Origin of the sequence: Shewanella sp. MMG014, from assembly GCF_018100775.1 — a bacterium.
Classification (GTDB): Bacteria; Pseudomonadota; Gammaproteobacteria; order Enterobacterales; family Shewanellaceae; genus Shewanella; species Shewanella japonica.
Genome location: NZ_JAGJDZ010000018.1, coordinates 19,205 through 44,318, shown reverse-complemented (window position 1 = coordinate 44,318; position 25,114 = coordinate 19,205). Strand labels below are relative to the sequence as shown.

General features: G+C 41.4%; 21 protein-coding genes and 1 pseudogene. 15 read left to right on the top strand and 7 right to left on the bottom strand.

Going from position 1 to position 25,114, the window contains the following annotated elements; genetic code table 11:
• A pseudogene (locus J8L86_RS20415) lies at positions 1–223 on the top strand (hypothetical protein); the annotation flags it as partial.
• A 662-nt stretch (positions 224–885) separates the two neighbouring features.
• On the opposite strand, the gene fadJ reads toward J8L86_RS20415, so the two are convergent.
• Entirely contained in the window at positions 886–3,006 is a 2,121-nt protein-coding gene (gene fadJ, locus J8L86_RS20410; protein ID WP_211031410.1) for a fatty acid oxidation complex subunit alpha FadJ, read from the bottom strand.
• Positions 3,007–3,011: 5 nt separating this feature from the next.
• A complete protein-coding gene (gene fadI, locus J8L86_RS20405) occupies positions 3,012–4,322 on the bottom strand; it encodes an acetyl-CoA C-acyltransferase FadI (protein ID WP_065110659.1) in 1,311 nt (436 codons plus the stop codon).
• Between the two features lie 396 nt (positions 4,323–4,718).
• On the opposite strand from fadI, the gene J8L86_RS20400 reads away from it, so the two are divergent.
• The 14 genes from J8L86_RS20400 (at position 4,719) to J8L86_RS20335 (ending at position 21,556) form a co-directional block, all read left to right on the top strand.
• On the top strand, positions 4,719–5,675 hold the full coding sequence (locus tag J8L86_RS20400; RefSeq protein WP_055026198.1) for a MoxR family ATPase: 957 nt from the start codon (positions 4,719–4,721) through the stop codon (positions 5,673–5,675).
• Positions 5,676–5,690: 15 nt separating this feature from the next.
• Positions 5,691–6,635 (top strand): DUF58 domain-containing protein, encoded by a 945-nt coding sequence (locus J8L86_RS20395; RefSeq protein ID WP_080916166.1) that lies wholly within the window; start codon positions 5,691–5,693, stop codon positions 6,633–6,635.
• On the top strand, positions 6,636–7,181 hold the full coding sequence (locus J8L86_RS20390; protein WP_211031409.1) for a DUF4381 domain-containing protein: 546 nt from the start codon (positions 6,636–6,638) through the stop codon (positions 7,179–7,181).
• Entirely contained in the window at positions 7,169–8,161 is a 993-nt protein-coding gene (locus J8L86_RS20385; RefSeq protein WP_055026196.1) for a VWA domain-containing protein, read from the top strand. Before J8L86_RS20390 ends, J8L86_RS20385 begins: the two co-directional genes overlap by 13 nt.
• Complete coding sequence (locus J8L86_RS20380; protein ID WP_211031408.1) at positions 8,161–10,182, top strand: VWA domain-containing protein; 2,022 nt, start codon at positions 8,161–8,163, stop codon at positions 10,180–10,182. Before J8L86_RS20385 ends, J8L86_RS20380 begins: the two co-directional genes overlap by 1 nt.
• Positions 10,176–11,810 carry a BatD family protein gene (locus J8L86_RS20375; protein ID WP_348772665.1) on the top strand — a complete coding sequence of 545 codons (1,635 nt, stop codon included), beginning with the start codon at positions 10,176–10,178 and terminating at the stop codon, positions 11,808–11,810. The genes J8L86_RS20380 and J8L86_RS20375 overlap by 7 nt, the downstream gene beginning before the upstream one ends.
• 72 nt (positions 11,811–11,882) lie before the next feature.
• Entirely contained in the window at positions 11,883–12,446 is a 564-nt protein-coding gene (locus tag J8L86_RS20370) for a sigma-70 family RNA polymerase sigma factor (RefSeq protein ID WP_055026193.1), read from the top strand.
• The gene (locus J8L86_RS20365) at positions 12,439–13,143 is read left to right on the top strand and encodes a DUF3379 domain-containing protein (protein ID WP_065110663.1); all 705 of its coding nucleotides are present in this window, start codon (positions 12,439–12,441) and stop codon (positions 13,141–13,143) included. The genes J8L86_RS20370 and J8L86_RS20365 overlap by 8 nt, the downstream gene beginning before the upstream one ends.
• A gap of 141 nt (positions 13,144–13,284) precedes the next feature.
• Positions 13,285–14,736, top strand: coding sequence for a sodium/proline symporter PutP (putP, locus tag J8L86_RS20360; protein ID WP_055026191.1), 1,452 nt, complete (start codon positions 13,285–13,287; stop codon positions 14,734–14,736).
• Between the two features lie 368 nt (positions 14,737–15,104).
• Entirely contained in the window at positions 15,105–16,361 is a 1,257-nt protein-coding gene (locus J8L86_RS20355) for an outer membrane protein transport protein (protein WP_065110690.1), read from the top strand.
• Positions 16,362–16,539: 178 nt separating this feature from the next.
• Positions 16,540–17,616 (top strand): efflux RND transporter periplasmic adaptor subunit, encoded by a 1,077-nt coding sequence (locus J8L86_RS20350; protein WP_211031407.1) that lies wholly within the window; start codon positions 16,540–16,542, stop codon positions 17,614–17,616.
• A gap of 14 nt (positions 17,617–17,630) precedes the next feature.
• Positions 17,631–20,936 (top strand): efflux RND transporter permease subunit, encoded by a 3,306-nt coding sequence (locus J8L86_RS20345; protein ID WP_211031406.1) that lies wholly within the window; start codon positions 17,631–17,633, stop codon positions 20,934–20,936.
• A gap of 10 nt (positions 20,937–20,946) precedes the next feature.
• Positions 20,947–21,165, top strand: a complete 219-nt coding sequence (locus tag J8L86_RS20340) for a DUF2892 domain-containing protein (protein WP_119969679.1) — start codon at positions 20,947–20,949, stop codon at positions 21,163–21,165.
• 10 nt (positions 21,166–21,175) lie between these two features.
• Complete coding sequence (locus tag J8L86_RS20335) at positions 21,176–21,556, top strand: rhodanese-like domain-containing protein (protein WP_348772664.1); 381 nt, start codon at positions 21,176–21,178, stop codon at positions 21,554–21,556.
• A 108-nt stretch (positions 21,557–21,664) separates the two neighbouring features.
• Here J8L86_RS20335 and J8L86_RS20330 read toward each other — a convergent pair whose 3' ends face one another.
• From J8L86_RS20330 to J8L86_RS20310, 5 genes are all read right to left on the bottom strand, one after another.
• Positions 21,665–22,129: a GNAT family N-acetyltransferase gene (locus tag J8L86_RS20330; RefSeq protein WP_211031405.1), complete on the bottom strand. Its 465-nt coding sequence runs from the start codon at positions 22,127–22,129 to the stop codon at positions 21,665–21,667.
• A gap of 68 nt (positions 22,130–22,197) precedes the next feature.
• Entirely contained in the window at positions 22,198–22,773 is a 576-nt protein-coding gene (locus J8L86_RS20325) for a CBS domain-containing protein (RefSeq protein WP_065110670.1), read from the bottom strand.
• 300 nt (positions 22,774–23,073) lie between these two features.
• Complete coding sequence (locus tag J8L86_RS20320) at positions 23,074–23,610, bottom strand: YaeQ family protein (protein ID WP_065110671.1); 537 nt, start codon at positions 23,608–23,610, stop codon at positions 23,074–23,076.
• 142 nt (positions 23,611–23,752) lie between these two features.
• Positions 23,753–24,673, bottom strand: a complete 921-nt coding sequence (locus J8L86_RS20315) for a bifunctional precorrin-2 dehydrogenase/sirohydrochlorin ferrochelatase (RefSeq protein WP_211031404.1) — start codon at positions 24,671–24,673, stop codon at positions 23,753–23,755.
• Between the two features lie 122 nt (positions 24,674–24,795).
• The gene (locus J8L86_RS20310) at positions 24,796–25,113 is read right to left on the bottom strand and encodes a DUF2007 domain-containing protein (protein WP_055026183.1); all 318 of its coding nucleotides are present in this window, start codon (positions 25,111–25,113) and stop codon (positions 24,796–24,798) included.
• Between the last annotated feature and the right edge of the window lies 1 nt (position 25,114).

The window sequence follows — 25,114 nt, the reverse complement described above, 5'->3', positions numbered from 1 at the left end:
TGGTAACCCTTACATTAAGTTCTCAGACACTAACGCACAAGTTGCAGGTAACCCTTATATCAAGTTCTCAGACACTAACGCACAAGTCGCTGGTAACCCTTACATTAAGTTCTCAAACACTAACGCACAGGTAGCTGGCAACCCTTATATCAAGTTCTCAGACACTAACGCACAGGTAGCTGGCAACCCTTACATTAAGTTCAGCAACTCAAGCATCGCTTAGGAGATTCATTATGTTTAATTCTTTAAAGAAAGTACTTGGCATTGCGAAACCACAACGTAAAAGAGTTAAGTTGCCAGAAGGGCTAGAGCACTTAGAAGTGATTCCAGCAAAAGCTTGGTGGAGCTAATACTGCATTTAGCCACTTCATACAGACAATAAAAAAGGGAGCTTACGCTCCCTTTTTTTAGATCTACATCTATTTAAAATGAACGTTTATGTTCATTTTGGTTAGATATCTTCTTGGTTAATAAATACTTATGACTATTGAATAATGGATAAGCAAGCGGCCCCATAAGCATTCCAGCTACAGACCATCTTTTAACAGCCATCCCATTGACAAAAGCTTGATTACCCAGAAAATATCCTGATAAACACGAAATCAACAAGAGTAGAAATATCACTGAAACCTCAATAATTTATTCAGTTAACAACATTCCATTTTTTAATTCTTTATCAGCTATCTCACCCTGCCAATAACGGCGATATTATAACCAAGAACTAAGCTGTTAGCTATAAGAGTAGCAAATAAGACTATTATACTGGAAAGTAAAAAATAGACATATAGACTATTTATTAGGCTAAAACATGCCACTTTAGAATGAAAAAGCGGCAACATGTTGCCGCTTTGTTAATTTTAATCAACCATAAAGTATGACTTACGGCTAATAGAAAGTGCTGCCTGACTCAGCCATGTTGACCAACCTTTCACAAGGTTCGAATCTATCGCCATGTTGTTGTTGATACTGACGTAATTTTGACACTAAGTTAGCGATTCCCATACTGTCCATGTATTTAAATGGACCGCCTAAGAAAGGTGGGAACCCAATCCCGAAGATTGCGCCAATATCACCATCACGAGCACTGGCAATAATACCCTCATCTAAACAGCGAACGGCCTCATTGAGCATTTGGACCACGCAGCGCATGGCAATATCACTACCCGAACCAGTAGATTGATTATTGACACCAAGTACCTGATAAACGGACTCATCAACCAATTTAGCTTTAGACTTCTTATTACCATATTGATAAAAGCCCTTGCCATTTTTACGACCTTTTCGATCGTCTGCTAACAACTTGTCAAACGCATCTGGGGCTTTGAACCTTTCACCTAACTCTTGGGTTAAGATCGGCGCAATTTTAGCTCCAACATCTATTCCGACTTCATCTAATAATGTAATGGGTCCCACAGGGAAACCAAATTTTACGAGGGCTTTATCTAAACTTTCTACTTTTTCGCCAGACAATAAAACTTGAGCGGCTTCATTCATGTATAAAGCAAGAATACGGTTCACATAAAAACCTGCACCGTCTTGAACAACAATCGGGGTTTTGCCTTGCTTACGCGCAAATGCAACCGTAGTTGCAATCGTCTCTGGTGATGTCGTTTTATGGGCAATCACCTCGACCAGCGGCATTTTTTCAACAGGTGAAAAATAATGAAGACCAATCACGTTTTCAGGACGGGAAGCTGCCTCTGCAATCTGTCCAATCGGTAACGAAGACGTATTTGAAGCGAAAATAGTATTTTCATGACATTCACGCTCAACATCTTTTACCATTTGATGCTTAAGAGCTAAATCTTCAAAGACGGCTTCAACGACAATATCGGCATCCTTAACACCTTTATATTCAGTCGTTGTCGTCATCAATGCCATTAAATTATCTCTAACAGCTGGAGTCATATGACGACGCTTAACGCCTTTAGCCAATAATTTATAAGCATAAGCTAACGCGTTACTTAACCCTTTTTCATTAATGTCTTTCACACGTGCAGGGATTTTAGCTTTAGTCGTTGTCACAGAAGCAATACCGCCTCCCATCAAACCACCACCGATAACTAAGGCTTTATTAACCTTACGCGGCTCAGCTCCATCGGCACCTGTTTCTTTTTTCATTTCTGTCGTAGCAAAGAAAATGCTGCGAAGTGCTTCTGACTCTGATGACATGACTAATTCGGCAAAATGACTGGCTTCAACTTCAAGCCCTTTAATCATGCCTTTATTCATGCCTTGTTTAACACAGTCAATAATTTTGGCTGGCGCTGGGTAATTACCTTGGGTCTTTTTAAGGACTTGTTTTGCAGCTTGATCAAAAATGATATCGCGAGTTGCGCTTGTTGATTCAAGCACCTTATTTAATGCGCTTTTCTTAGCGACTTTTGCTGCTGACTTACCTTTTTTGACCATTGCAATAGCAGTTTCTAATAAAATAGACTCAGGTACTACGTCATCAACCAATGCCATTTTAAGTGCTTGTTTAGGGCGAATTTGTTTGCCTGTTAGCATCATATCAAGTGCAGTGGTAATACCGACTTTTCTCGGTAAACGTTGTGTTCCCCCACCACCAGGCAGTAAACCAAGTTGCACTTCCGGCACACCCATGATGGTTTTTTTGTCATCAGTACAAACACGTAAATGACACGCTAACGCTAATTCTAAGCCGCCACCTAGACATGCACCATTGATAGCTGCTACGACAGGAATCGATAAATTTTCAAGCTCATTGAATACAACATGCCCTTGCTGAGACAGCTCTTTAGCAGCTGCAACGCTAGTGCATGCATCTAACATGCTGATATCTGCACCAGCAACAAATGAGTCAGCTTTACCCGAGATAACCACAAGCCCTTTCACACTGGCATCATGTTTGATTTCAGCTAGTATTTCACTGATTTCTGGACCAAATTCTGCTTTTAAGGTGTTCATGGTTTCACCAGGAACATCCATTGTTAACACTGCTATTCCGTCTTCGCGGCGAGATAAATTAAATGTCTTTTCCATCAGAATTACTCCACTTCTACAATCATTGCTGCGCCAAGACCACCAGCAGCACATGCTGTAGCCAAACCAGTACCACCGCCACGACGTTTAAGTTCACGACATACTTGGGTAATTAAACGTGTTCCAGTTGCTGCAAATGGATGTCCATAAGCAAGAGAACCACCTAATACATTAAACTTGCTCATATCAATCTCACCAATGGCGCGATTTCTACCTAGCTTTTCTTCCGCAAATTTCTTAGAACCAAACATTTGCATATTGGCTAATGTTTGTGCTGCAAATGCTTCATGCATTTCAATTAATGTTAAATCTTCTAACTCCATGCCAGCACGCTTTAGTGCTAATGGTGTTGCGTATGAAGGTCCCATCAACATGTCTTGCCACACATCAATTGCAGTAAATGCATAACTTTTAATATAACCGATAGGCTCGTAACCCAATGCTTTAGCACGGCCTTCGCTCATTAGAATAACGGCAGAAGCGCCGTCGGTTAATGGTGTACTGTTTGCAGCTGTTACAGAGCCGTGTTTACGGTCAAAGGCTGGACGTAATTTGGCATAAGACTCTAATACTGAGTTTTCACGAATATTATTATCACGATCAATAAACTGCTTGTAAGGAGGAACATGGGCTGTCATTACCTCATCAGCAAGATTACCTGAATTCCATGTTTCAGTTGCAAGCGTATGAGAACGGTGTGCTAGCGCATCTTGATCAGCTCGGCTAATACCGTATGTTTTTGCCATTTGTTCAGCTGTTTGGCCCATTGATAACCCAGTTGAGTACTCAGCAACCGCCGGAGGTACTGGCATTAAGTCTTTTAAACCGAGTCGACGTGCAATGGCAAACTTTTGTTTAAAGGTACGTGCTTTATTTAAATCAACTAAGGCATGTGCCAGTTTTTTTGAAACGCCAATAGGTAAAACTGACGAGGAGTCTGCACCACCAGCAATACCGATTTCAACATTACCAGTCATAATCGATTCAGCAACATTGACCGCTGATTGAAAACTTGTGGCACAAGCTCTAGTCACACTGTACGCATCTGTTGAGACATCCATACCCGTTCCCAGTACAATCTCACGTGCAATATTTGGCGCTGCAGGCATTTGAACAACCTGACCATATACCAGTTGCTCAATTGTTTTAGGGTCAAGTTCTGAGCGAGACAGCAATTCATTAACCACCATTTTGCCCATATCCAGTGCTGATACACCGTGAAAAGCAGTTGCTTGCTTTGCAAACGGGGTTCGAAGACCCGCCACAATAGCGATACGCTCCCCACGAGCGTTGGTTACTTGTTGTCTATCACTCATTGTTCACCCTCTTTTAATTGTTTAGCCTTATCTGGCTTGTCAGTGAATACTTAAATTATGTCAGACAGATCTGGTCTGACCATAAAAGTGTGATCTGATTCTAACTTTTAATTGCGAAGTTTTAAACATCCGTATGAAAAATAGCAGTAATTATCATCAAAAGCACTGACTGAACCAATAAATAATCATTAATAATCATACGATTAAAATATAGAGCATTAACTTTAAAATATTCCAAGGTTCGCTTTATTTGCTCTTTCCCAATGAATAAATTCACAAAATATCACTCAGAATTAATTAAAAATGAAAATCTGTTAATGCTACTAGCCAAAGGCTAATGAAATTCATTAACATAGGTTTAATTAGATAAATTTCTGAAATTAATTGAGTATCATCATGCCTTTGAGTCGATTTCATTCTTTACGTGCCTATTTAGACAACGTCATTTTGGGACAACCTGTATTAACTGAAAACCTACTGATTGCATTGATTGCAGATGGACACTTATTAGTTGAGGGCCCGCCAGGTCTTGCAAAAACACGAGCTGTGAAAGCGTTATGTGATGGCGTTGAAGGTGATTTCCACCGTATTCAGTTTACTCCGGACTTATTACCTGCAGATTTAACCGGTACCGATATTTACCGTGCGCAAACGGCCACATTTGAATTTGAAGCAGGGCCTATATTCCATAACCTCATTTTGGCTGACGAAATTAACCGTGCGCCAGCAAAAGTGCAATCGGCGTTACTTGAGGCAATGGCAGAAGGCCAAGTTACAGTGGGTAAAAACAGTTACCCCTTACCAAATTTGTTTTTAGTCATGGCAACGCAAAACCCACTTGAAAACGAAGGGACTTACCCACTTCCTGAAGCACAGCTTGATCGCTTCTTGATGCATTTAAATCTGGATTATCCAAGTGCCGATACTGAGCGTGAAATTTTAAGACAATCGCGCAAAGAAGCGATTACTCAAACATTACCGACTATTGAGCCTGTTGCCCAGTCAGATGTATTTGCCGCACGCGATCAAGCCATGGAGCTTTATCTAGCAGAGCCGCTAGAAAGTTACATTGTTGAGATAATTATGGCGACACGCCAACCTGAGCGCTACAGTCCAGAGCTAGCTAAATGGTTAGAATATGGCGTCAGCCCTCGTGCTTCAATATCATTAGAGCGATGTGCTCGAGCTAGAGCGTGGCTACAAGAACGTGATTATGTCTCACCAGAGGATATCCAAGCAGTTGCTCCGAATGTGCTAAGACACCGTTTATTATTAAGTTATCAAGCACAAGCTGAAGGAATTAATGCAGATCATGTCATTAGCCATATTTTAAGCCAAGTGGCTGTACCTTAAATCCGGACTGCAAAGATGCCATTTGAACAAGCACAAGTTTCCCCGTTACCGTTATTCAGTAATGGGGTCAATTTGACCGAGCAAGAGCTATTCAGCTGTCAAAGCACAGCTCGTGCAATGCCCGATAAACGCAGCCGTGCCAAAGCAAGTCAAGCAGGACACAGAAGTAGCTTGATAAAAGGTCGCGGAATGGAGTTTGCTGAAGTTCGTCATTATCAAAATGGCGATGACGTCAGAACCATTGACTGGCGAGTAACGGCAAGGACAGGAAAAGCGCACACAAAACTTTTTGTAGAAGAACGTGAACGCCCTATTATTCTCTTCATTGACCTTAGTCATAGCTTGTTTTTTGGTTCACGGCTATTAATGCAATCAGTACAAGCTGCACATGTCGCAGCAACACTAGGTTGGAATGCGATTAATCATGGCGATCGACTCGGTGCATTCATAGCCAGTGAAACTGAACATCTCGAGCTCAAGCCTCGAAGCCGTCGACAAGGTATATTGCAGTTAACATCAGCCTTAATGAAGGTACATGGTAATCAGTTAAATCATTTTGATGAGCTCCCCCATGATCCTCAACACATACTCCGTGCTTGCCAACGCTTGCAACGTATCGCTAAACCAGGCTCATTGGTATGGATTATTACCGATGGCCAACATTTTACTCAAGAATGTTTAGCCGCATTAACTGAACTCAAACGCCATTGCGATGTCGGAGCATTTGTCATTAGTGATCCATTAAGGCAAGGCACGTTAGCACTTCCAAAGCGCTTTTCATTGCCAGTACGTGATGGAAAGCAGCAACTAACATTAACTCGTCATAGTTATGATACTTGGCTTGAAAACCAACTTAAAAATCAACAACAATTTATTGATTTAATGAAGATGATTAAAGTACCCACACGATTTATTGACGCAGGGAAACGATTAAGTGACCAATTGGAAGTACTACGCTAAATGAATTCAGCTCAAGCAAATCCAGCTTTAATGCAATTAGAAGATATCGTGCTGCCTCAGCAAATTTCTCAATGGCCAATGGCGCCAGGTTATTGGATACTTGCCGCACTCGTCATCGGTATCACCATAGCAATGGTGGTTAAGCTTAAACGAGATAAAAAGTACCATGCTCCAAGAAAAGCGGCTTTAGATGTATTAAACCAATTAGATATTACCAGCCCACAGTATGCAACTGAAGTGAATAGCCTACTTAAACGAACAGCGATGAGTTATTTCCCGCGACAAGATTTTGCCAAACTTGACGGCAACCACTGGTTTGCTTGGCTAGAGCTACGCTTACCAAAACAGCATCACGGTCAAATTGGATTATTGCTCAATAAACGATACCAATCGCAAGGTTTATCCCAAGCAGAAACGAAGCAATTGCAACAGCTTGCTCATGTGTTTCTTGCCAAATCAGCCCGCTTAACAGCCTTTAACCCTAACGAATTAACGTCATCTATGATAGCAAAGCAAAATGACAAGGAGGACTCATGTTCTCAATAACATGGCCTTGGTTGTTATTGCTTTTACCATTACCATTTTTTATTAAATCTAAACAAGTTAGCAAGAATACTGGTGGTCATTTACAACTTCCAGGCATCAGTGAAGCTCAAATATCGGTATCTAGCACGCCTAAAAAACCTAATAGAAAAGCCTATTGGTTCATGTGGTTATGTTTAATTTGCGCATTAATTAGACCACAATGGCTCGGTGAACCAATCGAGCTGCCCTCTGAAGGGCGGGATGTCATGCTGGCAGTGGACTTATCTGGCAGTATGCAAATTGAAGATATGGTGATTAATGGTAAAACAGTCGATCGACTCACCTTAATAAAACATGTTATTGGTGACTTTATTGAACGCCGTAATGGCGATCGACTCGGCCTCATTTTGTTTGCCGATCATGCATACTTACAAGCGCCGCTGACTCAAGATAGACGCTCTGTTGCACAATTCCTCGCTGACAGCGAAATTGGCCTCGTGGGCAAACAAACTGCCATTGGCGAATCAATTGCTTTAGCTGTAAGACGTTTTGATATGGTCAACGATAGTAACCGTGTGTTAATTCTCCTCACCGATGGTTCAAATAATGCTGGCAACATCGAACCTGAAGTCGCAGCAAGAATAGCGGCAAAACGAAACGTTACCATCTATACCGTCGGTGTCGGTGCTGAAGTATTAGAGCGTCGCAGCATTTTTGGCACCGAACGAGTTAATCCTTCACTTGATTTAGATGAAGAACAACTACAAAACTTAGCTGACATGACCAACGGCCACTACTTCCGCGCAAGAAATAGTGAAGAGCTGGCTCAGATTTATCAAAAAATTGATGAACTAGAACCCGTAAGCCGCGATCAACTCACCTATCGCCCTAAAAGTGAATTATTTTATTGGCCATTACTATTCGCTATTTTAATGAGTGTCGTAATAAGTATTCGCAGCCAATTCTCATTTAGCAAAATATCATCACGAGGGGGCAAATAATGGAATTACACTTCATTCGTCCTGAGTGGTTACTATTACTTATCCCATTATTAGTGCTTGGGCTGCTCCTATGGCGTAGCCAAAAACAAAATCTAGCTTGGCAGCAATATATTGCGCCGCATTTGGCCAAAACACTGATTACAGAGGGTACTCAGGTTAAAAAGCAGCCTAAGTGGGGATTAATTATCTGCTGGATAATTGCAGTCGTGGCACTTTCGGGGCCAGCTGTGAACAAACAGAGTTTACCTGTTTATAGTAATGAACAAGGCCGAGTATTAATCATGGATATGTCTTTATCCATGTATGCCACAGATCAAAAACCTAACCGTTTATCTCAAGCCAAATACCGTGCAACGGACTTTATCGGTAGTTTAACTGAAGGTGAAACAGGCTTAATCGCATTTGCTGGCGACGCATTTACCATTAGCCCGTTAACTCGTGATAATGCAACTTTACTCAACCTGCTACCGACACTTTCGCCAGATATCATGCCAGTAAGAGGCTCAGATTTATCTTCTGCACTCGCGCTAGCACAGCAATTGCTAGCCCAGGGTGGGCATATCAGTGGCGATATTATTGTAATGACAGATGGGGTGAATCCTAGGCAATATGCCGATGCAGCTAATGCACTAGAAGGCAGTCGATATCGAGTTTCTGTGATGGCATTTGGTACTGCACAAGGTGCGGCTATTCAATTACCTGATGGTCAACTTTTACGAAATAATAGCGGTGACGTGGTTATCGACAAAACTGACTTTTCATTACTGGAAAAACTCGCTAAACCTACTGGTGGGATTATGATCCCGGCGACTGCAGATGGACGTTCGTTAACTCAGTTGCAAGATTGGTTAGCTAATGACGGCGATGCCAAAGCCACTGAGCTAGAAGGTGAAGCTTGGCAAGATTTAGGGCCTTATATTGCATTATTGTTGCTTATCCCTGTGTTATTAAGCTTTAGGTTTACCCTATTACCCATTATGTCGTTTTTCACATTAGGTATGATGCTGCAACCGGCGCCAGCACAAGCTAATACTTGGGATGATTTATGGAAAACCTCTGATCAACAAGCTAGCGAGCAATTTATGCAAGCGCAATCTGCAGAAGATTTTGCCCAAGCCGCTAAAAAGTTTAATCAGCCTCAATGGCAAGCCAGTGCCCAATATAAAGCTGGGGATTATGAAAACGCCCTCGCAGGGTTTGAGCAAGATAGCACAGCACAGGGGCTATATAATCAAGGCAATAGCCTGATGCAACTCAATCAACTAGATGAAGCTATTAGCCGTTATCAAAAAGCACTAGAACAGCAGGCTGATTTCCCGCAAGCTCAAAAAAACCTTGAGCTTGCTGAACAAATGAAACAGCAGCAAGAACAACAGTCTGGTGATGGCTCAGATCAAAACCAATCTGATCAAAATGATTCAGAGAATGGCGAATCTCAAAACGGTGACTCATCTTCTAGTGACGGCTCTAATCAAAATGAAAATGGTGACCAAAGCGAGAGCAATGACAGTCAATCGCAGGAGCAGTCACAAGATCAGTCTCAATCAGACAATTCAGAACAAGACTCTTCACAACAGGATTCTGAGCAACAAGACTCTTCGCAAAAAAGTTCTGAGCAAGAAAATGAGCAGCAAAGCAGTGAGCAGGCAAATGAACAAGATCAATCTCCTTCTTCACAAAGCCAGTCAACTGAAGAACAACAAACAGAAAACGAAGCCGAGATGCAGGCGGAAGCTGATGCTCAACCGGAAGCAACATCTGAAGAGTCTGCTGAAGGGAAGCAAGCCAACGCCAAAGCTCAGCCAGAACCTACACAAAGTGAAGAGTCTGAGCTGCAGCCTGAATCAACTCAAGCAGTTGCATCGTCAGAATTAGCGGAAGAGCCATTACCTGCAGATTTAGAACGCGCACTTCGCGCCGTGAGCGAAGACCCGCAAGTATTGATCAGAAATAAAATGCTATTAGAATATCAAAAGCGTCGCCAAAGCGGCCAATTGCCTAAGGATACACAACAGTGGTAAACAGAATCGTTTTCGCCCTTCTTACTATTCTTTTTACGGGGCAAGTTTTTGCAGTCAGTCAAATTCAAGCAACAGTTGATAGAAACCCTGTCATGCAGGGCGAATATTTTGTTTTAAATGTCACTGCTGATGCTGATTTAAACGCAGGCTCATTAGATACGTCTGTGTTACTAAAAGACTTTGTTGTCGGCCGAACAAGCGTTGGCCGTAGTACAAAAATGGTTAATTTTGACACAACAAAAGAAACCCGCTGGCAAGTGTTATTGTCGGCTAAAAATGCAGGCACTGTGACCATTCCGCCATTTACAATGGAAGGTGTAACATCTAACCCCATTACGTTAACCGTCGCCAAAGCGGGCAGCCAACCGCAACAAATGCGTAATTTGTTTATTGAAGGCGAATTAAGTACACAAGAAGCCTATGTTGGTCAACTTGTGACATACCAAGTAAAACTATTTTTAGCCGCTGAACTTCAACGAGGCGTCATCAGTTCACCTGAAATATCTGGCGCTGAAATAAAACAAATCGGTGAAGATAAAGATTCAGTTGAAATTGTTGATGGACGTCGATTTCGAGTTATCGAACGTACTTACTCAATCATTGCTGACACACCTGGTACTTTGGCTATAAAAGGAGCTGGGTTTTCAGGAGATATTTTAGTTGAAGCTCCAAGGCGTGGCGGAATGTTTGGTTTTAATGAAAGCCGCCCAATGCAAGCGAGTGCAGAAAACACTCAAATTGTCATTAACCCTATTCCTCAGCAATATCAAGGTGACTGGTTAGTCAGTGATTTATTAATTGCTAAAGAAGTATGGCCAGAAGAAAATGATAATAATGCGTTTGAAATTGGAACTCCAATCACCAGAACCATTAATATTGTCGCCTCTAATGCTGACAGTAACAGCTTACCAGATATAAAAATTACGATGCCTGAAGGCTTGAAAGCCTACCCAGAAAAACCAGTCAGACAAACCGTTGTACGTGAGAATCAAGTCATAGCTCAATACAGTTTAACCACTGCAATAGTGCCAACCCAACCTGGTACTTTTACCTTGCCTGAAATTTCAGTGCCGTGGTGGAATCCACACTTACGTCAGCAGCAGTATGCCACTATCCCCGCAAGAACTGTCACCATCACAGGTTCAGCCCCTATCAACCCAGTTCAACCTACAGTGGTAGAACAGCCACAAGCGACCTCCTCTACGGCAGGATTATGGCCTTGGTTAACCTTGCTATTTGCGACACTATGGCTAATAACCTTGGCACTTTGGTTAACAGCCAGACGTCAAAAGCCGTCCCAAATAGCCGATACCACCTCAGTACAAAGCGCTGTAAAAGCGGCAATTAGTTTACAAGATATAGAAGATGCTTGTGATAATAATGATGTATCGAAAGTGATTGCTTTACTACAGAAATGGTATGGAGCTCAGTTCAATAAACCGATAAATTTATCTGCTATAGCAAAATTATCGCCTGAGTTATCAGCGGCAATTGAACAATTGCAACAAGCCAAATATAGCCAAAATAGTGTCGTGATAGATAAACAGAAACTGATTAATGCGATAAAGCAAACTCAGTTAAATCAAACACAAAGCGATGTTTCACCTTTAAGTAGCTTGAACCCATAGCAGTAAATAAGCTTGCTATTCACAGCCAACCTTTTAAGCTATCGAACATAATATTTAACAATAAGTCATAAAATGTTCGATAGCTTGCGAAATAAAAAGTCCGAACCCACGGTCTTATCTGACATGCTAACTAAACAGCGACGATACGACAGCCTCGTCAGGGCACTTCATACTGATATCTACCGATATGCCTATTGGTTAATCGGCGATAAACATGTAGCTGAAGACGTCACTCAAGAAACGTTTCTACGCGCTTGGCGTGCTTTAGACTCTTTAAAGGATGATAAGGCGGCAAAAGCTTGGCTCATTACGATTTTACGCCGTGAAAATGCTCGCCGCTTTGAACGCAAGCAGTTTGATTACAGTGACGTAGAACAAGAGTTGCTAGAAGATGAAAAGTCTTCCACAACCGAAGAGCAGACCGAACAATATTGGTTACGCAAGCAAATAGGCCAATTAGAAGTCGAGTATCGAGAGCCACTATTACTGCAACTTATCGGTGGATTTAGTGGTGAAGAGATTGCTGATTTATTAGAGCTCAATAGAAACACAGTTATGACGCGATTATTTCGCGCCCGGAATCAATTAAAAGACGCCTTAGAGTCTCCTGAAGTTAGAGGTCAATCAAATGGATGATCTAAAATTTCGTCGCCATGCCTATGGTGACCCAAATAGCCAAGATGAAGAATTTTTGGCCCAGATTGAAGCGTCTGAGTCTGATGCCAAACTCGTCAACGACTTGAAAGCATTAGACAGTAAGCTTACCAGCGCACTGAATATCGATGTGCCTGATGATCTGGCAGAGAAACTGATTTTACGCCAACAATTAGGTAAACATCAGCAACAGAAAAAGCAAACACGTTATTTAATGGCGATGGCAGCATCCGTTGCGCTCGTCATAGGCTTAAGTGTTAGCATGCTTAGATTTACGCCTGTTGCCTTAGCGGAACATGCATTAGAGCATGTATATCATGAGCCTAAAGCATTATCAGTAGATCAAAATGTCGGCTTTGAAGACGTTAATTTTAAACTGGCAGGTATTAGCGGTTTAGAGAATGCGAAATTTATCCAACAACCAGGTAAAGTGTATTACACCTCTTACTGTGACTTCCAAGGCGTTAAAAGCTTACATTTAGTCATGGAAGGCGAACAAGGTAAGGTGACGCTCTTCATCGTCCCCGCTGAAAATCGTATGGTTACGGAAGAATCGTTCGCTGACAAAAACTATCAAGGTTTAGGTTTTCAAACTGCCGGCACCTTCATGTTACTCGTTGGTGAACAGGATGCTGATTTGCAATTTGTGAAAAATGAAATCGAGCAAACTTTCATTTAACATTCACTCTTTTAAGTAACAAAACGGCTAGTGAATTTTCACTAGCCGGTCAATAACTCTTCACACTTCCTTTCAAAATTGTGCACTAGGTCAAACATCTGTTAGCATGTCGCACAATAATCAGAACAATACGGAAGTAGCATGGCAATTGAAGCTCCAATCCTCATTACCTTTATTGGTTATCTCGCCCTTATGATGGGCATAGGCTATTGGGCCTACCGCAAAACAGACACCGTTGACGATTATATTCTGGGCGGCCGAAAAATGGGGCCAGCAGTGACAGCATTAAGTGTCGGTGCATCAGATATGTCAGGCTGGTTGTTATTAGGTTTACCTGGGGCTGTTTATTTAGGTGGCTTAGGTGAAGCCTGGATTGGCATTGGTTTAGTTTTCGGTGCTTGGTTAAATTGGCTATTTGTCGCTCGACGTCTTCGTATCTATACTCAAGCAGCTGATAATGCACTTACCCTACCCGACTTTTTTGAAAAACGCTTTGAAGATAAAAAAGGCATTTTAAAATTAGTCTCTGCGTTTACTATCTTAATATTTTTCACCTTCTATACTTCTTCAGGCATGGTCGGTGGTGCCATTTTATTTGAACAAATATTTGGCCTTGATTACACCATCGCCTTAATGATTGGTTCGATTATTATCGTGGCCTACACGTTTGTTGGTGGTTTTTTTGCTGTAAGTTGGACTGATTTTTTCCAGGGTTGTTTAATGTTACTTGCATTATTAATTGTCCCTGTCGCCATTTTCAGCAAACCAGATACCCAAGTCGCATTAGAAACCTTAGACCCTAAAATGCTGTCGCTGCTTCATAGCAACATGACCACTATAGGTTTAGTGTCATTGCTTGCGTGGGGCTTAGGTTACTTTGGTCAGCCACATATTCTATCACGCTTTATGGCCATTGGTAGCCCTGATGACATTCCTTTGTCACGTCGAATCGCCATGAGTTGGATGCTAGTAGCATTAGTTGGTGCGTTAGCGACTGGTATTGCTGGCACTATCTATTTTGCCGACGCTCCTTTAGCTAATTCAGAAACCGTATTTATCCATTTAGCACAAGTGGCATTCAACCCTTGGATTGGTGGTATTTTAATTGCGGCAATTCTGTCAGCCATTATGAGTACTATCGATTCTCAATTACTTGTATGCTCAAGTGTGATTACAGAAGACTTCTATCGCAAATGGTTACGCCCCGAAGCATCGGATAAGGAGCTCATGTTAGTTGGTCGTTTTGGTGTTCTTGCCATTGCAATAATTGCTATCGTCATCGCCTTAAATCCTGACAGTAAAGTTCTCGATTTAGTCAGTTATGCTTGGGCTGGTTTCGGTGCGGCATTTGGACCGGTCGTATTACTAGCATTATTCTGGAAAGGCTATAGCCGAAATGGCGCAATTGCGACAATCGTAGTCGGTGCGTTAACTGTTGTGATATGGAAGCAACTGTCAGGCGGATTGTTCGATTTATATGAAATTCTACCTGGATTCTTATTTGCTAGCATCGCTGGCTTTGTATTCAGTAAGTTGTCGCCTCCAACCGACAACATTAAGACTCAATTCGATAATTTCAAAGCTTCTCTTTAATCTTCAATAGACCCAATTATTGTGAGTTTTCAATAATTGGGTCTTTCAGCGTACATCTGTACCATTTTTTTAAAAATAATCTTGCTGCCCATTTGTTGCAAAACTTACCAGTTAGCAACATTTTAATTTATCAATAAAATCATAAAACCCATACAGTTCAGGCGTTATAGAGTATTTACTCAAATTCTATAAAATACTCGACCATGCACAATTAACCTAAAGTTAACAATAACTAGCAACTGGTCGGAGTTGCAGGGATGACAACTGTTACCTAATATGCCCGCATTATTAAAGTTGGTGTTAATTGGGGACTTAAACGACAGCGTTTAGGAAATTAATAAACTGACGTACAACGATGAGAAAAAATGATGACTAAATTCAACAAGACCTTGCTTGCGATGGCAGTGACATTAGCTAGCACACAAACCATGGCAGCTGGATTCCAACTTAATAGCCAATCAGCTACAGGTATTGGCCGTGCAATGGCTGGTGATGCAATCATTGCAGATAATGCATCAGTTTTAGCACGTAACCCGGCAGCAATGGCATTGTTTGATGAGAAGACACTTTCAATTGGAGCTTCGTACGCAGACGTTCAAGTTGAAGTGAGTGATGTTCAATATGGCGATAACCATATTGGAAGTATGGACAATGCTGCTGAGGCTAAGTTCATTCCTAACTTCTACTACATTAGCCCTATCAACGATAAATGGGCATACGGTGTTGCAGCCTTCTCAAACTACGGCACAGGTACTGATCTTTCATCACTAAATAGTGGTCACGACTTCAATACACCAATTGATTTATTGGGTAATACTGAAGTGACCACAATTAACTTTAACGCTAGCGTGTCATACCGTATTAATGATTCTTTAAGCTTAGGTTTAGGTCTTGATGCTGTATATGGTTCTGGAACATTAACGCGTAACGGTAATATTGATATCGGTCTTGGTGACATGCCGTTAAACCTTGTTGACGTTGAAGCTGACGGCTGGGCTGTTGGTGGTATTGTTGGATTAGCATATGAGTTTAACGAAAATAACAGAATTGGTTTGAGTTACCGCTATAGCCCACAAATGGATGCTAGTGGTGACATCATGTATAACCCTTCTGTTTTGTTCCCTCAAAACTTTGACAGTATTGAAATTCCAATTGCTGATATCGCACAGCTTGCTGGTTTTCATCAGCTAACTGAAAAGTTTGCTATTCACTACACTGCCCAGTGGACCCAGTGGAGTGCATTTGACAACATCAGTGTTGTAGACGGTGATCTTGGCACTGCGAATGATGTTATCAAGCATTATAACTGGAAAGACTCTTGGTTTTTAAGCCTTGGTGCCACTTACGATATCAATGAAACTTGGACTGTTCGTGCAGGTATTGCAAGTGACCAAGGTGTGGTAGGTGAAGTTTCTTCTTTATCAATACCTGACTCAGACCGCATGTGGTATTCAGCAGGTTTCACTTATAATTTGAGTAATAAATCTAGTATTGATTTCGGCTACACTTTAGTTGCAGGTGAAAAGGTTCATGTTTTAGAGGAGAGTGCACTAGTCGGACAAGTGAGTGCTTATACCGAATCAGGCGCAAACTACTTCTCACTGCAATATAACCACACTTTCTAAATTTAACGATTCAATCGTTAACATGAATGCGATGAAAACGCCTAAGTTTACTTAGGCGTTTTTTTTACGTTTAATTTGTACCATTGACACCTTCCATTAGGTTTTTCTCATAAAGTGATTGCCACAGCATAAAAAGTCCATTAGAATTTTCTTATGGATAATTATTAATGGTGTCATCATGCTTTTAAAATGGGTTTTCTTTATTGGGCTATTTATAGGTAACGCTTCACTGTCCCCAGCGCAAGCGAGCGACGATATCAGTACAAAACACCATCCTAGTCAATCCAGCATGCAGACATTAACAATAAGAACTGTTGAACAGGCTCAGCAGCTCTATTTTGATGGTCAAATTGAAGCGGTAAAAGCCGCAACAGTATCAGCTCAAACGGCAGGACGAATACTTGCGCTTCATTACGATATTAACGATTTAGTGCCTGCGGGTTCACCATTATTAGAAATCACCAGTAAAGAACAAGGCGCGAGTTTTGCTGCTGCTGAAGCTGAATTAGCAAGAGCGGAAGCTAAAAACATTGAAGCACAAGCCCAGTTCACTCGTTATCAGGCCCTTTTCCCCAAAGGAGCCATATCTAAAGGCGCAATGGATGAAGCCACCGCCAATGCTACTGCCAGCTTTCAAGCAGTTTCCGCAGCAAAAGCTCAATTAATTACCGCCAAAGAAACCTTAAATTACACCACTGTGAGCGCGCCATTTAGTGGACGAGTAACACAACGCTTTGTCGAGCAAGGCGAAACCGTTACTGTTGGTCAGCCACTTTATGCAGGTTACGCTATCGACGATATGCGCGCAGTATTTCAGCTTCCGCAGCAATATCAATCATATGTCACAACTGATACTAAGGTTACTATCGAGCTAGCTTCAGGCGTTATCATTCAATCAAGTGATATTATTCCATTCTCATTTTTGCAGTCGCCAAGTCAAACCTACCAGATCAGAGTAAATTTACCTGTTAGAGAAACAGAATACACAGCGGGTGAATGGGTAAAAATCGCGATTTCAGGCAAAAAGCAACCACACATTATCGTTCCAGAATCGGCCATCTTTAGACGCGGTGACTACACTGCAGTCTTTATGAAACAAGCTGACAACTTTGTGCAGACTCAAGTCAGGGTCAGAACGATGGCTAATAGTAGCGATAACCCAAGCGTAATTATTGATGCTGGATTGATGGATGGCGATATTATTCTTGCTCAAGCAAGCCAGTTCATACTCCAGTCTACCAACAACGATAAATAAGCCAGGATTTAGTTATGACCAAATCACAGACTCTTGGTATTTCTGGAAAAATCGCTCAGGCTTTTCAGTCAAGCGCGATGACCCCATTAATTGCATTACTGGCAATATTACTGGGCTTATTCGCTATTGTTGTCACACCAAAAGAAGAAGAACCGCAGATTGATGTGACCTTTGCTGATGTCTACATTCCTTACCAAGGTGCCACTCCAGATGAAGTAGCAAGGCAAGTCACCTTACCGGCTGAAAAAATCATCTCTGAATTAAAAGGCATCGATACCCTTTACTCTTTTTCAATGAATGATGGCGCATTAATTATCGCTGTATTTGATGTCGGAGTACCTAGAGATCACGCTATTGTCAATTTATACAACCAGCTCCAATCAAACCAAGATAAGTTCAATCAAGCGGCAGGAATTGGTTCACCATTGATTAAACCGCGTGGAATCGATGATGTTCCGATTGTCGGATTAACGTTATGGTCGAAAGATGAAAATGTAACACCAGAATCACTTACCATAGTGGCAACTGAGCTTGAAAATGAATTTAAGCGCATTAAAGGCACGCGCGAAATTTACTCAATGGGCCGCCAAGAGCTAGCAGTCAATGTCAGGCTTGATCCCATTAAAATGAATCATTATGGCATTAGCTTTTCCCAGTTAAGGCAAGTTATTACCAGCAATAATTATATTTCATCGCCAAGTGACTTAACCCAAAATAATCAACTTATTAAAGTACAAACGGGGCAGTTTTTACAAAGTGCTGACGATGTTAGAAATTTAGTCATTAAGGTGGCTAATCAAGAAGAGCATCAAAGCCCAGTGTATTTATCTGACATTGCTGAGGTTAACTTAGCAACTGATATTGCAACTCAACATGTCCTGCATCTAGATAAGTCAGGTGTTTACCCTGCTGTAACTATCGCTATCGGTAAACAAAGTGGCGAGAATGCCGTCGATATAACCGCTCAAGTTCTTGAACGTTTGAATAAAGTCGACAACCTGCTGATACCAAATAATGTCGAAGTCACGGTTTCAAGAAATTACGGAGAAACTGCAGGTAATAAAGCCAATACTCTGATACTGAAGTTAGTCTTTGCTACCTTAGCGGTTGTCATATTGGTGCTGATAACAATGGGAAGGCGTGAAGCAATGGTCGTCGGCATTGCTATTATTATCACCTTAGCCATGACCTTATTTGCTTCTTGGGCATGGGGGTTCACCCTCAATCGAATCTCGCTTTTTGCTTTAATTTTTTCTATCGGAATATTGGTCGATGACGCCATTGTCGTTGTTGAAAATATTCACCGTCATATGGCGTTAGGCAATAAAGACTTCAAAAACCTTATCCCTTTAGCTGTCGATGAGGTTGGCGGTCCGACGATTCTAGCAACGTTTACCGTAATAGCGGCACTTATGCCAATGGCGTTTGTTTCTGGCCTTATGGGGCCTTATATGAGCCCTATTCCGATAAATTCCAGTATGGGGATGCTTATTTCGTTAGTCGTTGCATTTGTTGTAACCCCTTGGCTGAGTTTAAAGCTATTAAGGCATGGAGCAAACCATCGCCAAAATCTAAGTGAAAACCTTAGCCCAAATAACAGTCATTCAGAGCCGAATAACCTTATTTCAGAACAGCCTGTGGCGAACAAGTTTGCAGACCAACAGCCGTTATCCACTAAAGGTAGTCAATTACAGCGTCTATTTACCTGGCTGATGACACCGTTTTTAATCGGCGAAAAAGCAAGGTTAGCCCGCTTAGGACTCACTGGTGCCATCATCTTTTTAATTGCTATAGCGGTTGCATTACCTGTTGGACAAGCAGTTATTTTGAAAATGCTACCATTTGATAATAAATCAGAGTTTCAAGTCTTAGTCGATATGCCTGAAGGGACGCCTGTGGAACAAACACAGCGAGTACTAAAAGCATTGGGTGATCACTTGCTCACAGTTGATGAAGTTGACCACCTTCAGCTTTACGCTGGTACGCATGCACCAATTAACTTTAACGGCCTTGTAAGGCATTACTTTATGCGCCAAAGCCAAGAGTTAGGTGATATTCAAGTCAACTTGGTCGATAAAGCTCATCGAACCCGCGATAGCCACCAAATTGCCACAGCCGTTCGCAGCCAATTACAACACATTGGTGCCCCTTACCAAGCCAATATCAAAATTGTTGAAGTCCCTCCAGGTCCACCAGTTTGGTCACCAATACTGGCTGAGGTTTACGCACCCACAACCGCACTGCGTGAACAAACAGCCAACAAGCTTAAACAGCGATTTGAACAAACTGAGCATGTGGTCGATGTGGATATTTACCTTCCTGCTCAAGCATCTCAATGGCGAGTGTATATTGACAGAAGTAAGGCGCAATTAATGGGATTACAGTATCAAGATATTGTAACCACACTTGCGAGTGCAATAGAAGGTGAGCATGTTAGTTACATTCGAAACCAAGACTTTCAGGTGCCCGTTCCCATTAAGCTGCAAGCTTCTGAGCAAGCTAAAATTAATTTACAACAGCTTCTTCAATTAACACTTAACAATAGTCACGGAGAACCTGTTCGCCTTAATGACGTAGTTAAGGTCGAGCACGGTAATATCAATACCCCTATTATCCATAAAAACATGCTGCCAATGATCATGGTCGTGGCTGATATGGCAGGCCCAACAGACAGCCCGCTATATGGCATGTTTTCTATGTATGCCGATATTGAAAAAGACAATCTAAGCGGCGTGAACCCTATCCCTGTACAGCAACATTTGATCAATCAACCAGATGGATTAGACACCGTAGCCATTTTGTGGGATGGCGAGTGGAAGATTACCTATGAAACCTTCAGAGACATGGGAATTGCCTATGCCATTGGCATGATTGCAATCTATTTGCTTGTTGTAGGACATTTTAAATCTTACTTAGTGCCTTTGGTCATCATGGCACCTATTCCACTGACCATCATAGGTGTTATGCCAGGGCATGCGCTGCTTGGCGCTCACTTCACAGCCCCTTCGATGATAGGCATGATTGCACTTGCAGGCATTATTGTCCGTAACTCAATTCTATTAGTGGACTTTATCAAACTAGAAACGGCTAAAGGTGTACCACTTGAGCAAGCGGTTATTCAATCTGGTGCGGTAAGAGCAAAACCGATTATGCTCACCGCTTTTGCTGCGATGATTGGGGCTTTATTCATTATTGATGACCCCATTTTTAATGGATTAGCTATTAGCTTAATTTTTGGCATTTTTATATCCAGTTTGCTCACGCTGATTGTTATTCCGATTTTGTATTACAGCGTAATGAAAAATCGACCATCAAACTAAGGAGATAAGCATGTCTTTGGAACGCATAATTATGGCTTTTGCAGGCTTTATGGTATTGCTATCAATGGCGTTAACGGCTTGGATAAATCATAATTTTATCTGGCTAACGGTATTTGTTGGCGCTAATCTATTACAAAGTGCTTTTACTGGTTTTTGCCCTGCAGCAATATTATTTAAAAAACTCGGCGCTAAGCCTGCTGCAGAGTTGGCAATGACCGACAAACCATAGAGGATTCATTGTGCAACAACACCCTACACGCTTTTTAAATCAAGTCGCTTTACTCCTATTCGCTGGCTTAGCACTGGTGCTGTCGACAGTATCTATTGCTGATGAAATGCCTCCAGCGGTCGCTTGGGATAAAATTAATAATGGCGCCATGATCATTGACGTGCGTACAGAGCAAGAGTTTGCAGCTGGTCATTTAGATGGAGCGATTAACATTCCTTTTGAATTGGTACTAAAGCAATTAACCAAACAAAAGCTTGATAAAGATACGGCGATTGTATTGTATTGCAGAAGTGGAAGAAGAAGCGGTATTGCCAATAACGACCTTGTGGAAGCAGGTTTTACCCAAACCTATAATGGCGGGGGCTTTGAACACCTTATCGCACATCAGTAAAATAATAATATGGCCACAACAAAAAAGCCTCACTAAGAGGCTTTTTTGTTTTGGGTTAATGATGAGTATACAGGCTGCTTCATAAGACTGTTTCATCACAGCGCTTCATCACAAGAGCGCTTTCGTCATAGGAAAGCAAGTTAATTCAATGCCTCTAGGCGAGTAAAAAATAGCCTCTCGCTGTCCTTCAAAACCGCAAGCACGATAAAAGTCGACAGCGTTGAGTGACGCATCCAAAGATAATTTTTTGCATTGTGCTTTGCGTGCTTGTAATTCAAGGTACTGAATCATCTGTTTTCCAAATCCTTGACCAATATACTCTGGCCGCACAAACATAGCATCGACCATACCTGTGGTCAGGTTTATCATCCCCACACCCACAATATTGTCATTCATAATGGATACATAGCCATTAGCGGCAAAGTCTGTCACAAAGTGTGCGGGAAGACTGCCTTCGGTCCACTTTTGCAAAGTCTCATCCTCATAGTGGCCTTTACATTGAGCTAAAATCGCAAGATTACGAATTTCAAATGCAACGGCAGCATCATCCTTGGTCGCTTTTCTAATGTGCATAAATCATTTATTTAGAGGGCTTTATAATACGATATTATTTTTGCTCATTAAAAACAATACGTTGCTGATTAACTGGCAAGTTTAACTTTTTCAATGCTATCGAATATTTCCATAAAGCTTGGGTTTTGATTTACATCGATAGGAAGCTTGAGCTTTCTGACAATGTCATTTGCAGAAATAAGCCCTCTAATCACATTCAACTTATTATCAACCACCAAACAATGTTGATGTTGAGAGCGTTTCAGCGTCTCGATCACATCACTGATCCTCGCATTAAGAAGATCTTCATAATGGATAGCTTTAAGCGCACTTTTGGGCAACATAAAGTCAGAAAGTAATAATTGCTCGCGTGGGAAGCCTTGAGCCACATGTTTTTGCATTTCTTGACTGTGGAGCATTTGTAAACTTACTAAGCCCATAAAGTGCCCTCTTTCATCGATAACAATTTTAAGCCTCACATGGGACTGCTTCATTAAGTGTTCAACATCTACTGCAGCAGTGTTTAACTTAATAACCAATGGTTTGAGTAATTTAAAATCGGTAAATACAGAGGTTGCTGCGGAAAATAAATTAATATGTTCTGAGACTTCTGGTTGGGCAAGAAGATCGATTTTATCGACCCCATGTAATGATAACGTCTTCATCGTCACTTCCTTAATAGACTGAACTAATACAAATTCCAATTCGTTATCGAGTCTTTTAGATTGTTTCAATGTAAGTTGGCCTGAATCAGGTGATATAGATATGGTTGCAATATGCCTTTAATCAGTTAGTTAACGCTATCACAGTTATCATTAAACAATCACTTACTTCGATTGGTAGGCCATCGATTAATAATCCGAACTAACCTAGATTAAGATAAATCTAGGTTATTATTAAATCGGTGCTCGTCGTTTTACAAAGACTTGGTAACCTACAAATTATAGTCCAAATTTGCTGCGATATTATTTAAGCCGTTGTGGCAGTATCATCAGACTATTACTGTCATCAGATAGCCAAATTTCGCCATCACTGATACTGACTTGTAACTTCATATTGCGATTAACAAAAACTGCCATCGCTTTAACGGCTTCTTCGTCAATATTAAACACTGACAGATTTTTATAACGTTGTAATGCTTGCTCATTTTGCTGCCACCAAATCGGTACGCTGCGGCCAGCATAAGTAATTAACTGAACCTGTTTTGAGCGGCCACAAGCTTTACGCAGCCACTTTTCATCAGCCTGGCCAAACTCAATCCACAGGTTAATTTCATCAGATAAACTTTTTTCCCATAACTCAGGTTCATCATCAACACACAAACCTTTACTAAATTGCAGTGAGTCCGACGCATTCATAATGAAAGCCAAAATACGTACCATCATTCTGCTGTCAGTTTCAGAAGGGTGTTGTGCAATCGTCAACTGGTGGTCAGCATAATAATGTCTGTCCATATCAGCAATTTGAAGAGCGGCTTTATAAACGGTAGCTTTGGGCGCCATGGGGATTCCAATAAAATAAAAAAACCGAGTTTATACTGTTTAACTGCAGTATGAAACTCGGCTTGAACTTATCTCTGACTCGATCATCTAGCGTGTTAACATAGTCAGTTATTGTCAGCGCTAAATAATTGGCAAGTTGTGATTAAAGAGCGCCTGGTTGCAGGTGTTTTGCCATAGGAAAATGTGCCTTTAATTTGTTTAACATACTGTCGTCGACCACCAGTAATACTTTATCGCCATGATTATACTGTTCAGCTAATTGGCTTAAACTGGGAATGATTTCTCGACTTGCGTCTCGTCGGACAAGCTCGTTAATTGTATTTGTCGACTCGTCTCGCTCTGCTTCGGTATAAAAAATGTCAATTTTTTGCAGTAATGGCATGGCTGCTATAGGCAGTAAATTGGCATCATCATGTTTATTGAACAGTAAAATTTCACCTTGATGAGATATTTGAGAAAACGCTTCTTGATAGTGACTTTCGGTGACGGTGTCATACCTGTCATTATTTTGCTGAAAAAAACGTTCCCAAAATAAGCGCCTCTCTTTACCTGATGTAATTCGCAGCTGTACTTCTACCCGCTTTGAGGCTACAAAATCAAATAAAGGGTTTAATGATTGTGGCAACATAGTTTCAAGGCGAGAACGAATGGTACGAGCAAATACAGGAGCAGCCCCTGCAGTACTAATAGCAACGACTAATCGGCCTCTGTCGACAATAGATGGGGTGATAAAACGGCAATAGCTTGGATTATCAACAACATTTACCCAAATGCCTTTTTCACGGGCAATAACGGCATAATCCATATTCAGCTGCGCATTAGCTGTTGCCATATAAAGTAAATCATAACCTGTCATATCATCCGTATTGACACTTCGCTGAAATAATGAAATTCGACCTCGCTTTTGATAGGCCTTGACCTCATCAGCAATTTCAGGGGCAATAACGTCAATATGGGCTTCGGTGCGTGAGAGTAAATCTAATTTACGAGTAGCAACTTCACCAGCGCCAACCACTAACACTTTTAATTCTTTTGTATCCACAAACAATGGAAAGTATTGCATTTATCACTCTCAAAGAAATCACAATGACTGAAAACAGTCGTGAACAATATCACTCACTATCCCATTAACTGACTCAGTTGTCCTAGTCAATTTTGCTATCAAGAATAATGATTGATTATAGATTAATTATGAGGAGTACTTTGTGGGGAGCTGCATTGCCAGCATAATTCAAAACTGCCCTCATTCATTTCATGGCATTGTAAGCATTGCCATTGTGGACGTTCCATATCATGGGACTCTAATAAGTTACGGGCTTTTTCAACTTGATGTTGATTCACCCATAAATCGACAGTTTGCATTTCGGTTGGTAACTCACCAACACCGCCGACAAGCGCTTCACCCGTGAGTTCTACCATAATGCCATGGGTCTCGAGTAAGCCTTTCCACGTATGGGCTTGAAGTAAGTTTCCACCGGTGAGTAATACTTTTCTATCTTCCATT